Here is a 12,736-nt window from a genome sequence, read left to right as displayed (position 1 = left end):
GAGATAACAAACAAAAAGTATTGAACAACTAATTATCCAAAGTCATAATAATATGTTACTAAAATATAAAAACTCTCCGTCTTTGTGTCGCTGTGTTCAATTTTAATAATTTTACCCCCCACTTTATCGCTATGCAAATACTTCAAAAATTAAACAGTACGGAACGAACCACTTTTAAGCTACACTTGTTTTACAGCAGTATTGACGGGGTTGCGCGTGGAGCATTGATATTAAACGAGTTTATCTTTATAAAGTCGTTAAAAGGATCGAATGTACAATTGGCTTTTTTATTCCAGTTTAGCATGGTTGTGTTTCTGTTTGCCATGCTGGCCAACGAGGTGATGCGACGTTACCCTAACCGAAAAAAACTATTAAGGACGGTTGGTATCTTTACCAGACTTCCGCTGGTTATATTCTCAATTTTTCCGGCGGTAAACGCAAATACTGGTTTATCCCCAAATTTTCATTTCCTGTTTTTGGGGGTATTCCTACTGTTTTATACTTCACAAATAGCCGTTATTCCCTCCATTAATCAATATTTAAAAGGAAACTACAGGCACGAAAATTTTGGGAAACTTTTTAGCTATTCCACTACGGTAAACAAAGTTTTAATGATGGTTTCCATTTTTACCGTTGGCTTACTGCTCGATTACAACCCAAATTCATATCGCATATTTTATCCGATGGTCGGAATACTGGGTGTTGTTTCTATTTTTCAACTCACCCGAATTGATTTCAAACAGAAAGTCGTACCAGCCACCACACCAATTAGCAAAGCCCTGGGCGATTCCTTTAAACGTATTTTCTCCATCTTAAAAAACAATACCCCATTTCGCCATTTAGAAATAGGGTTTATCCTTTATGGTTTTGCGTGGATGAGCACACATGCGGTAATTACCATTTTTTACAAAGAAGCACTCGATCTTAATTATTCTTCGGTTTCCTTTTATAACAACGCCTATAATTTGGTAGCCATTGCGGTACTGCCCTTATTTGGAAAACTGATTGGAAAAAACGACCCGCGTCGTTTTGGGATTATCACCTTTGGTGCCTTGATGATGTTCATCATATTCACCGGATTAACAGAATATTTTACCGGCTTTAATGAAATATGGGGGCTAAAACTTTACCACATGCTGCTAATCGCAGTAGTCTTTAACGGGTTCTTCATGGGGAGCATGCCCATTCTGTGGGGAATTGGCAGCAGTTATTATTGCGAACCTCATGAAGCTGCCGATTACCAATCGGTCCACCTATTTTTAACCGGGGCAAGAGCATTGTTTGCTCCCATTATCGGGATTCAATTGTACGAATATTTTGGTTTTAGTATAACCTATATGGTGGGAATAGGCTTTTTAGTTCTCGCTATTCTGTTAATGATTTATTCTGAAAAAAGATTTCCTAAAAACGCATAAACAAAAATCCGGTACCTATTAAACCCGCAATATGCATTAGAAATTCTATTACACATTGAAATTACTTTAAAACAAGACACTTCGTTGCATCACTTCAACTCACCAGAACGATGCTCCCGAAAGTAATCGGGAAAAGTGATGCCTCGTTTCAGTAATGCCTTGTTTTATTGTACTTGCCATGCTCATGACGAACCTCCAATACACAATCCGGGTTAAAGCAACATTCCAATCAGAAATATTCCGATTACAGCCACAAAAGTGATAATAAATGATAGATATGACAACGTTAACAATCGATATTGGCGCAACAACATCGAGTTAATCAAATAACTGGTGCGCACCTGGTTACCTATTTGTAATTCCTGACTGCGCACAACCTCATCCATCGCTTCCTCATATTCGTCCAGAGTAGGTTGCGTAAAGAACAAAAGCACATTGTTTTTCAAATTTGGATACTTGGGTATAATTTGTTTATCCAGTACCTGCTCTATCCCACTGGGTTTTGAGGATAACAATCCGAATACAAGCGAAATACCAACGCCAACAATAGCCGTAATCAGCACGACAGATCCCAAAGGTACATTTTGTTCAATATAGCTGTGGAATACGATCAATGCCGAAAGCAACGTGGTGCTAATCCGGACCAATATCATAGACTTTCGGTCGGACAGCGCCATTGAACTAAACAAGGTTCGGAATTGATTCCTCTGAAAATTTGTTAATGATTTTTTAGGTTCTTTTTTGGTGGCGTATAACTCCCGTAATTGGCCCCTTTCATTGTTCTCTTTTTTTTTCTTTGGAAGTTCATTTCCACCTATGTTTTCAACGAATAGTTTCTCTTCAACTATGTTTTGTACCAGTATATCCTTTTCCATACGCAAACGATGATGTTACATTTATATATGCAAAAAAATAAATTTTTATTCACATATGCAAATATATACATGTTTACATATTACACGGCACTGATTTTATGATTTCAAATGACATATTCGGACTGATTGTTATGTTAAGTACTATTTCTTTTGGGCTACAAGAGAGAATAACATAGGAAGTTTTCCCTGCAAGCCCTCTATTTGAAATTTACCCGTTTCTATTTCTACAGTATTTTGAAAGCAATCGTACGGGGAATAATCGTATTCCTGCACATCTGTTATTTCAAGACCCGATTTGATCAATGCATTCTGCACTTCGCCCAAACCATGATTCCAGCATACCGATTTTCCCTTTATGTCTGCGTTAGTATCGGCATATGTACCTTCCTGCACCTCTACAATAGGACCAGTATTTAAATAATCGAACTCTACCTTTTTAAAATCGTAACTGAACATCCAAACAACCGGATGAAACTCTACCATGACAAACCGACCCCGCGGCTTTAAAAACCTTGAAATAACCTGAGCCCACTTTTCCATATCCGGGAGCCAGCCAATGGTGCCATACGATGTAAAAACAATATCGAACTCCTGGTCCAGCATCTCCGGTAATTGATAAACATCGCTTTGTATAAAACGTGCCGACATTCCCAATTCCCCATTTAATTGTTTTGCCCTGGAAATGGCTTTTCCCGAAAGATCAATCCCCGTGACCATAGCACCGTGACGAGCCAGCGATATGGTATCCATTCCAAAGTGACATTGCAAATGCAACATTCTTTTTCCCCTAAGATCCCCCAGCAATTCCAATTCCACCTGGTTTAAAGAGTCTTTTCCTTGTTTGAATGCTTTAACGTTATAAAAATCAGAATCGAAATGTATATCGGTTTTCCTGTCCCAAAGGTCTTGGTTAATTTTTAAATAGTTCATTTAATCATTAGTTCAAATTGATTCTTGGATATCTTCTGTTTAAAATCACAAACTGTTAGGATACGTTCAGTTTCTCACAAAAAAACAATTTCTTTGCGTAAAAGTTATATTTGAATGACAAAATCGCTCAAACACACAAATCATAAAGCCTGGTTTCGATTATTGGTTAAGGAATTTTGGCGACACCCGAACAGACTAACCGCAACTAAAGTAATGATTACCATGGCTTTTCAAGCCATTCCATTTATTATCCTGGGGAATCCATTTTTGGTGGTCACGCTCTCATTGGGAACTGTTGCTGCCGCATTATCGGAAACCGATGACCATCCTAAGGGTAGAACAAAAGCACTGGCCATTACTATTATTAGCTTTGCGATTACTACATTGTCCGTTTCACTTTTAAAGCCCTACCCGATCATTTTTGGTGCAGGTTTTATAGCTTCAACCATCGTTTTTGTTCTTATTGGGGGCATAAGTGAAAGATATCGAGGTATTTCTTATGGCGCCGTTTTAATTGGCATTTATGCCATGATTGGGTATCGTGAAGAATACCTTTGGTACGAACAAGCCTTGTATTTATGTGCCGGCGCGAGCATTTACGGTCTTCTTTCCTTAATCTTGTTATTTCGGAAACCATGGCGTTTACTGGAAGAGCAACTGGCTACCGGGTTTAAGGCTTTATCCGATTATTTGGAAGAAAAAGCAAGAAACTTCCCGAACGAAAAATCAGAGCAGTCCAACCGACAGGCCATTTTAAACATCCAGGTGGTAAGCGCTTTGGAAAAATGCAAGGAAGTGATCAACATCTATGGTCAGGAAGTAAAATCAAAAGAGCAATTAACACCTTACCTGCAACGCTTTATGTTATTGCAGAGCTTGCACGAGCGAGCTGCCTCAGGTCATGAAAATTATGAGAAACTAGCAGACAAAGAAGAATATTCCGAAATATTGGAAGGATTTGCCGAACTACTCCATCAGCTTTCGCATGCCTCCAGATTGGTAGCGGAAAACATGTTAACCGGAGAACCTTATATTCATCCTGTTTCAATAGGTTGGATTGTGAACGCTTTGGAATTTGAGATTGAGAAAATACCGGAACACGACCGTCAGTTGCTGGAACTACTTTTACATAACTTAATTCGTTCACACCAATCCTTAAAAAACTTTAACCTTCCGGATAAAAGCACTTCCGCGCCAAGGTTGGGACAAGACGAAAGAACCACCATACAGCGGCTTAAGGAACAATTAAACTGGAGTCATCCGAGATTGAGATATGCCATCAGATTAAGTTCTTGTTTTTTAATTGGTTATTTATTGATTCAACACTTTAACCTTGAAAATGGAGAATGGATTTTGCTCACCTCCTTATTCGTGAGCCAGCCCACCTACAGCGAAACAAGAAGAAAGTTATTGGAAAGAATTATAGGTACAATAACCGGAGTTGGGATTGGTATATTAATGCTACAACTTCTCCCTACCCAGAGTGGTCAACTTTTGCTTTTACTGGCAAGCGGATTCAGTTTTTTTTATTGGCGATTTTCCAACTATTCCTATGCGGTAATCTTCATTAGTATTTATGTTTTGGCGAGCAATCAACTTACATCCGAATCGGTTGACTATGTGCTTATCCCTCGAATAATGGACACCTTGGCCGGATCGCTTTTATCCTTTTTAGCCATTCGTTTTTTATGGCCTAACTGGCAGCATAAACAAATACCAAATTTATTAGGCAAAGCTCTTCAGAACAATATCTTGTATTTTAAAGCGATAGTCAATAGAACCAACCGGCAAAAGGATGACTACGATTATCGGTTGGCCCGAAGGTTAGCACATAAATCCGACAATGCCCTCACACTGGCCTGGCAAAGTATGCAAGTGGAACCTAAAAAGAGAAGACATCTGATGGATCAAGCATTTAAACTTACGTATCTCAACCATGCCTTACTCTCGCACTTATCGGCGCTTGGGGCCTTATACCAGGATCATAGCGACCTAATTCTTGCCAAAGATATTTATACGGCCATCACCAGCACTTTGAACGGAACTGCCACCAGGTTGATTGAAGATGACCATATGAACATTGGTTCATTAAAGCCGGTATTGTTTGAACTAAAAGATAGGATCAACGATTATTCCCAAGGAACAGAAAGGCAACATTTACGATTGATTTATAATATTGCGGCTGTAAGTAATAAACTGCTAAAAGAATCGGAAGAATTTCAAAAATCGATAAGTTAAGTTGCGCAATTCATTACTGTGAAACATCAATCATTAATGTACAAAACCACTTTTACAATGAAACAAAAGCTGATGTTAGAGCCTATGATTTAAGCTGATTTATCAGTTGATTTACTTTGCCCATATTGGCTTGTCGTTCCAATGAGAATGCACCAGACTCAATTTCAACCAGGTTATATAACTGAAGTGCTTTTATATAGCAACTTTTAGCGCGCTCATCATCATTATTTCTGACATGAATATCTCCTCCTTGCACCAGCAACCCGGCCATTACCTCCAATCCTTCAAAGCTTTCGCCAAACTTATCCTCAAAAATATTCCTTAGTTGGTCGGTATCCTTAATCAGGATAGCTTCTTCATCCAAATCCAATGATCTTTTAATTCCCTCGCTGTATAGTTTTTGAGCCTGTTCAATTTTTCCCTCCTTTAATAATCCAAGGATGGCAGCAATCATTTTGCCAATTTCTTCTATCATCCGTAAAATATAATCACGTCTAATCATAACTGTTATGTCTTGTATGAATATATAAATATAACGTGTTTTTTGAAGCTATACCATTTGTATCATAAAATAAGCGATTAGAAATTTTTCAAATCCCCCTAATTAAATGGTTAAACCCTATCAAATAATGTATATTTGTTATCAAATGTAAACCCGTTAAAATAATTCAAAAATGATTGTTGACAGCTTAGATCATGTAAAACACTACAGAAACTTAAACGAAAGGATAAAAAAAGCCTTCGAGTTTCTTGAAGAGTTGGACTTTGAAAACATTGAGCCCGGAAAATACAATGTAGAAGGAGATGAGATATTTGCCATTGTTAGCGAATATAACACCAAAGAGCATAAGGATGCCCGCCCCGAGGCACATGAACGCTATCTGGACATCCAGTATATTGTTAAAGGCGAAGAATATATGGGGTATTCTCCTTTAGAGGATCAAGATATAATGCAGCCGTATAATGTAGAAAAGGACGTTGTTTTTTATCAGGCTGATGTTAGCCCCATAAAAGTCAGCGAAGGGATGTTCGCCTTATTTTACCCTAACGACATCCACGCACCGGGAATGAAAATCGGTGAGTCAAAACCAGTAAAAAAAGTAGTGGTTAAAGTGGCCGTTTAAAAACAAAAGCTGAAATACCAGAAACCCCGTTTTTGTCATGACAAAACGGGGTTTTATATTTTTATATACAGTTAAGGTATTAGTCTTCCGGCCAGATATACGCTTCGTTATCATCGTCCCAAAGCGGGCCAAACTGAATTTCGGTAACTGCACCGTTTTCAATCCAGAAATTAATGCTTGCTTCGTAAAAGGTCACCACCTCATGATCGGGACTTTCGGGAGAAGAAACATCCTCTCTATCGTAATCGCCAAGATCTATAGCCGAAAGTTTAGCCAGTAAGTCATCGTCTGTAATACCCACTAGTTTAAGTCCTTCCAGAACGGCGTCGGGACTGCTAACGGCAATAGAACCCAGCCGCCAATCGTCCATCTCGTCAAAAGAAACAGAAAGCTCCAACTCATCATAGTGATACGCCTCCGTATTATCGTCAGCTTCCTCACTGCTCGAATAGGCATCAATTTCATCAGGTTCACCGAGAATCTCTTTTACCTGTTGACGAGTCATCCCGAAACGAATCTCGTCGAACCCCTTACCAATTAAAATGTCTTTCATGCGTTTATTTTTTTTATATTGTCACATTGCATGTTCCGCAATATTGCGGAAGAACTCGCCAAATAATCTACTCCACAGGGAAGAAATCATTATGGTGCTCATTCATATGTTTAAATGCTAAACCATGAAGAACGATGTACATCACCGGGTTAATTCATGGCATCTTTTATTTTTTGATATGCGCAATATAAGGCAATAATTAATTAAACCTATATCTCAACGGAAATTTTACACAAAATTCACAATAAGTAATTATTGGCCTTATTAGTTAACACACTTCAGACGCAAATACTTTTTTCCGTGCGTGATTTTTTCCTATCGGCGACTATAATTCGTGAAGTACCTTTTTTAACTCACCGGCATTCCTTATTAAATGAAAATCCTCGGGAATTTCGTGTGCATGTTTTTTAACTTGAAGGCCGGTAATCAAAAATGGCACATCCGGAAATTCATCTTTGTATTTTTTTAGCAGCTCATCCAATTCAACTTTTGAAGGCGGACTGATGAATGAAGTAAAAAAAGCATCCGCCTTTTGTATTTGGTTCACCGCTTTTAAGTCATCAAAAGGCACCGATATCCCTAGATAAATAACTCCGAAACCTTCTTTACGAGCCAACAAGCTGTAAAACAACAAACCTATTTCGTGCAGTTCGTTCTCAGGTAAAAAGAAGATTATTTGCTTGTCTTTTTTCTTATCGCTCATTTCGTTATCAATGGCCACAATTATCTTTTGGCGTATCAAGTTGCTGATAAAATGCTCCTGTGCCGGACTAACAGTACCTGCCTGCCACAAAACTCCAATCCTATCTAAAAAGGGAAACAATATTTCTTCCACCGTATTCTCAAAGCCTCGTTTAATTATTGATGTGGTCAATACATTGTTGAACTTATATTCGTTTAGCTCCAACATGGATACCACCAAACTTTCTATTTGAACGTTCGTGTTTCCATGATCCAAGCACAAGTCAATAACTTTTTCCTTCAACTGCTGGTTATTCAGATTGGCTATTTTGGAAATTTTAAAGCCGTTTTGATTTAATATGGCAATGTTTAAGATACGTTTTAAATCATCATCGGAGTACTTTCTTATATTGGTGTCGCTTCGCATGGGTTCAATAACCCCGTACCTTCTTTCCCAAATACGAATGGTATGCGCTTTTATTCCGGATATCTTTTCTAGATCTTTGATTGAATATACTGCCATTGTCTACAGTCCTGTCTTTTTGTTAGTCGAATTCAAATGTACTTATCAATACTGTTATGAATTCAATTTAAATACAGAAATTGAATCGTTATAAGTACTTTCTCCTTAACGAATGATGTTTTAGTTTTGTTCATCAAAACTACAAAATTATTTAGCAAAAAGAACCTTGCTACTAATGGGAAAGGTTGACCTGAAACACAGGCCAACCTCTCTGTCAACAACTGAAACCATATACCTAAAGATACGATATGATATAATGCCGATATGTATAAACACTGAGCGTTATTAACGGAATAAATAAATCCCGCAGCATTAAACCCGCAATATGCATTAGAAATTCCGTTATGCCATTAAACTACTTCAAAACAAGCTATTTCACGGAGTTGCTTCAACTCACCAGAGCGGTACTATGCCTCGTTTCAGCAACTCCTTTTTTATCGTAATTTTAAATGCTCATTACGTCCCTCCAATAGATAATCCGGGTTTAACAATCGGTATGAACCGATTAAGGAACAATCACTTTATCAATTGCATGCACAACACCGTTGGTACCCTGTACATTGGCAATAATTACATTGATTTCCGAATCTATGGTCACCCCGTTGCTAATATCGATAGAAATGGTTTTTTCCGTGTTCAGGGTAGGTACGGTACCATTGCTCAAATCGGTAGACCTCACATTGCCACTCACAACATGCGCTAGCAAAATTGGTGTTAATGTTTCCTTGCTTAAATCTGCCACACCACTTACTCCTAGTGCGGTAAACAACGCCTTAAACGCTGTGTTAGTGGGTGCGAAAACGGTATATGGCCCTTCTCCCGAAAGTGTTTCGTCCAATTCGGCCTTCACCACTGCCTCAACTAATATTGAAAACGCACTGTTGTTGATGGCCAGGTCAACCACGGTATTGGGCAGAATAACTTTATCGATCACGTGAACAATTCCGTTTGTAGCCACAACATCTGTTAAAACCACTGTTGCTCCATTGACCATTACAGCCGAGTTACTGACTTCAATGTTCATACTTAAGTAATTTTCTTGTCCCATGGCCAACGCATTAACATATCCAGATGTTACCTGGGCAGCAGGAACAAAGTCATCTATCACGTGGTATAATAATATGGGTGTAAGTGCCTCCTTGTCTAAATCATCCAATGTTGCACTTAAATCCTGGAACAACATGGCAAATGCATCATCTGTTGGAGCAAATACGGTAAAGTTATTATCATCATCGTCCAGGGTTCCAGCTAGTTCTGCTTTCACCACAGCCGCCGTCAGGTTGCTCAACGCAGGATTGGCTATGGCATGATCTGTAATAGATGGTGGCAAAATTACCTTGTCGATGATGTGAATAACACCATTGTCGGCCATTACATCCGCTTGCGTAACTTTTGCAGAGCCATTAACCATCAAATCCTCCTTGTTAAAATAAATAGAATAATAATACCCATCTTCCTTTTCGCTCATGGACGCATAGTAACCAGAGGATAAACTTGAAGATGCGTTGCTTCCACTAACCACATGGTAAAGCAAAATCTCAGTCAAATCATCCGTAGAGATATCATTTAACGAAGTGGCGCCCAAATTGTTCAACAATGCTTGAAAAGCAGTGTTTGTTGGTGCAAACACCGTGTACTCAGTAGACCCGTTTAAAGTGGAAACCAAGTTAGCTTTGGCAAGTGCTTCCACCAAAATTGTAAAAGAAGACTCAGAAACTGCTATATCAACAATGGTATTAGTTTCTTCTTCCTCGGGCTCGTTCAGGTTGTTGTCGTCATTTTCATCACAGGCGGTTGTACTAATAGATAAAAGTACAAACGCTGCCAGTATTAAATACCAATTGAATCTTAGAGTTTTCATGATTTTTTGTTTTAACATTGATTAAACTTTTAACCACCTTTCAAATTAAACGCGCGCTATCATTAACTTGAAAAAATGAGTTGCGTTGATTATTTTTTGTTTAATCTTTACAACTTTTTATTAAACATTAAAGATCTGGTTTTTGTTCATTGTTTTTTAGCTTTTTATTAAACACTATATAAGACAGATCACAATTACCGTTGATTTCAGAGGTGTTTGACCAGTTTTTTTTGGTGAAAATAAAATCAGAATTCTAAGTTAAAAGATTAACTTTGTGGCTTTAAAAAAGCTAAATAGCATATGATTAAATCAATGACCGGCTTCGGTAAAGCCACTTGTGAACTTCCAGACAAAAAAATTAGCATCGAAATTAAATCACTTAACAGCAAGCAATTAGATGTAAACATGCGCTTGCCTAACATGTACAGAGAGAAAGATTTGGTGCTTAGAAACGAATTGGCCAATCAATTGGGAAGAGGAAAAGTAGATGTTGGTTTTTATATTGATTTTTTAGGTGCAGAAAAAAACGCTTCTATCAATCCCCAGGTTATTGAAACGTATTTTAATCAATTATCCCCCCTTGCCGATAAACTAGGCTTAACCGAAAATACCGATATTCTAAGAGCCATTATGCCTTTGCCGGATACAGTTAAGATTGAACAAGCAGAATTAGATGAAAGCGAATGGGCAACCATTTTTAGCACGTTCAAATCGGCCTTAAATAATTTAAACAGTTTTAGAGCACAGGAAGGTGAGGTGCTTCAAAAAGAGATTACCGAGAGAATTAGCAATATTAGAAATTACCAGGCTGCCGTAGAACCTTTTGAAGCAGAACGAATTGAAAAGGTGAGAGAGCGTATTCTTGACCAATTAAACGAGCTTAAGGAAAAAATAAACCTGGATCAAAACCGCTTTGAGCAGGAAATGATTTTTTATCTGGAAAAACTGGACATTACCGAGGAAAAAGTAAGACTAACCAATCACCTGGATTACTTTATAGAAACCATTGAGAAGGAAGATTTGGTAGGTAAAAAACTTGGTTTCATCACCCAAGAAATTGGGCGTGAAATAAACACCATGGGATCTAAGGCTAACCATTCCGAAATTCAAAAGTTGGTGATTCAAATGAAAGATGAGCTGGAAAAGATCAAAGAGCAGAATTTGAACGTACTTTAAATTAATAGCTTGCAGCCAACAAAACATAGCAAGCAGCTCGTCACAAAATACGCTAATCAATCTCTAATACTACCAAAAAACAAATGACCAATAACATGTCGAAAAACGGCAAATTGATTATTTTCTCAGCACCTTCGGGTTCGGGCAAGACTACCATTGTAAAGAATCTGCTCGAAAAAGATTTTAAGATGGAGTTCTCTATTTCGGCAACCACAAGAGCTCCCCGAGTAAACGAAAAACATGGAGTAGACTACTATTTTTTAACCCCTGAAGAATTCCGTTCTAAAATAAACGATGATGATTTACTTGAGTGGGAAGAAGTTTATAACGACAAATACTATGGCACTTTAAAAAGCGAGGTGGAACGCATTACTTCCAAAGGCAACAATGTGGTGTTTGATGTAGATGTGGTTGGAGGACTGAACATTAAAAAAATGTATGGCAACAGAGCGATAGCCATATTTGTTAAACCTCCTTCCATAAAGGAACTAAAAAAAAGGCTGGAGATACGTGGTACGGATTCCGAGGAAGTGATTGCACAAAGAATCAACAAAGCCGAAGAAGAATTGAGTTATGCCAATAACTTCGATCACATTGTGGTAAACAGCAATCTGGATTTGGCCATTGAGCAAACCGAGAAAATACTGTACAATTTTTTAAATGACTAACACCGGCAACAACATAGGATTGTATTATGGGTCGTTTAACCCGGTACATATCGGCCATTTGGCCTTGGCCAATTTTATCGTGGAAAATTCCGCACTGGATGAAATTTGGTTTGTAGTCAGCCCCCAAAACCCATATAAGGAAGCTTCGGAGCTTGCTGAGGCAAAACACAGGGTTAGAATGCTGGAGTTATCCATTAAAGATTACACAAAGTTTAAAGTCTGCAGTATTGAGTTAAATCTACCAACCCCATCGTACACTTATGCTACATTAAGGGAGTTATCTAAACTACACCCACACAATAAATTTACCGTTATTATTGGAGGTGATAATTTACCCTACCTAAAAAGGTGGAAAAATGCGGAAGAGATTTTGGCCAATTATTCTTTTATGGTGTACCCTCGTCCCGGTTACAATATTGATCAGCACGACCTCTCGGACAATATCCAGGTATTTTACGCACCTGTTTTCGATATCGATTCTACCAGCATCCGAAAAGGGATTCGGGACGGTAAAGATTATCGTTTTCTGGTTCCGCATGAAGCGTTTCAATATTTAATTGAGAAAGAACTATATCGTTAACATTCCTGCACATTGGGAGGACACTTGCATAAAACAAGGAGTCGCCTGATAAATAACGTCAAATGCTTCTCCTGATATTTCGTTCGCCTATTCAATTCGCATCGACCAATAC

12 protein-coding genes are annotated in these 12,736 nt (G+C 38.2%); 6 read left to right on the top strand and 6 right to left on the bottom strand.

Annotation, left to right across the window (positions count from 1 at the left end):
- Positions 1–131: 131 nt before the first annotated feature.
- Positions 132–1,415, top strand: coding sequence for an MFS transporter (locus tag ACT29I_RS00445; protein ID WP_430935330.1), 1,284 nt, complete (start codon positions 132–134; stop codon positions 1,413–1,415).
- Between the two features lie 212 nt (positions 1,416–1,627).
- Here ACT29I_RS00445 and ACT29I_RS00440 read toward each other — a convergent pair whose 3' ends face one another.
- Complete coding sequence (locus tag ACT29I_RS00440) at positions 1,628–2,290, bottom strand: Pycsar system effector family protein (RefSeq protein WP_430935332.1); 663 nt, start codon at positions 2,288–2,290, stop codon at positions 1,628–1,630.
- 141 nt (positions 2,291–2,431) lie between these two features.
- Positions 2,432–3,220 (bottom strand): class I SAM-dependent methyltransferase, encoded by a 789-nt coding sequence (locus ACT29I_RS00435; RefSeq protein ID WP_444792458.1) that lies wholly within the window; start codon positions 3,218–3,220, stop codon positions 2,432–2,434.
- 114 nt (positions 3,221–3,334) lie between these two features.
- On the opposite strand from ACT29I_RS00435, the gene ACT29I_RS00430 reads away from it, so the two are divergent.
- Positions 3,335–5,458 (top strand): FUSC family membrane protein, encoded by a 2,124-nt coding sequence (locus ACT29I_RS00430; RefSeq protein WP_430935336.1) that lies wholly within the window; start codon positions 3,335–3,337, stop codon positions 5,456–5,458.
- Positions 5,459–5,540: 82 nt separating this feature from the next.
- Here the strand turns inward: ACT29I_RS00430 and ACT29I_RS00425 are convergent, their stop codons facing one another.
- Positions 5,541–5,933, bottom strand: coding sequence for a hypothetical protein (locus ACT29I_RS00425; RefSeq protein WP_430935338.1), 393 nt, complete (start codon positions 5,931–5,933; stop codon positions 5,541–5,543).
- A 199-nt stretch (positions 5,934–6,132) separates the two neighbouring features.
- Between ACT29I_RS00425 and ACT29I_RS00420 the strand changes: the two genes are divergently transcribed.
- Positions 6,133–6,582: a YhcH/YjgK/YiaL family protein gene (locus ACT29I_RS00420; protein WP_430935340.1), complete on the top strand. Its 450-nt coding sequence runs from the start codon at positions 6,133–6,135 to the stop codon at positions 6,580–6,582.
- Between the two features lie 79 nt (positions 6,583–6,661).
- On the opposite strand, the gene bamE is transcribed toward ACT29I_RS00420, so the two are convergent.
- The 3 genes from bamE to ACT29I_RS00405 all read right to left on the bottom strand — a co-directional run bounded on the left by bamE (position 6,662) and on the right by ACT29I_RS00405 (position 10,200).
- Positions 6,662–7,135, bottom strand: a complete 474-nt coding sequence (gene bamE / locus ACT29I_RS00415) for an outer membrane protein assembly factor BamE domain-containing protein (RefSeq protein ID WP_430935342.1) — start codon at positions 7,133–7,135, stop codon at positions 6,662–6,664.
- 325 nt (positions 7,136–7,460) lie between these two features.
- Positions 7,461–8,339, bottom strand: a complete 879-nt coding sequence (locus tag ACT29I_RS00410) for a MerR family transcriptional regulator (protein WP_430935344.1) — start codon at positions 8,337–8,339, stop codon at positions 7,461–7,463.
- Between the two features lie 505 nt (positions 8,340–8,844).
- Complete coding sequence (locus tag ACT29I_RS00405) at positions 8,845–10,200, bottom strand: fasciclin domain-containing protein (RefSeq protein ID WP_430935346.1); 1,356 nt, start codon at positions 10,198–10,200, stop codon at positions 8,845–8,847.
- A gap of 300 nt (positions 10,201–10,500) precedes the next feature.
- Here ACT29I_RS00405 and ACT29I_RS00400 point away from each other — a divergent pair, with 300 nt between their 5' ends.
- From ACT29I_RS00400 to nadD, 3 genes are all read left to right on the top strand, one after another.
- Positions 10,501–11,376, top strand: a complete 876-nt coding sequence (locus ACT29I_RS00400; RefSeq protein ID WP_430935348.1) for a YicC/YloC family endoribonuclease — start codon at positions 10,501–10,503, stop codon at positions 11,374–11,376.
- A gap of 95 nt (positions 11,377–11,471) precedes the next feature.
- Positions 11,472–12,044 carry a guanylate kinase gene (gene gmk / locus ACT29I_RS00395; RefSeq protein WP_430935350.1) on the top strand — a complete coding sequence of 191 codons (573 nt, stop codon included), beginning with the start codon at positions 11,472–11,474 and terminating at the stop codon, positions 12,042–12,044.
- Complete coding sequence (gene nadD, locus ACT29I_RS00390; protein ID WP_430935352.1) at positions 12,037–12,624, top strand: nicotinate (nicotinamide) nucleotide adenylyltransferase; 588 nt, start codon at positions 12,037–12,039, stop codon at positions 12,622–12,624. Before gmk ends, nadD begins: the two co-directional genes overlap by 8 nt.
- Positions 12,625–12,736 lie beyond the last annotated feature (112 nt).

Origin of the sequence: Saccharicrinis sp. GN24d3 (assembly GCF_052400645.1) — a bacterium.
In the GTDB taxonomy this organism is placed as follows: domain Bacteria; phylum Bacteroidota; class Bacteroidia; order Bacteroidales; family Marinilabiliaceae; genus Saccharicrinis.
Note: the sequence above shows the minus strand (reverse complement) of the source record. Positions and strands in the feature narration are given on the sequence as shown.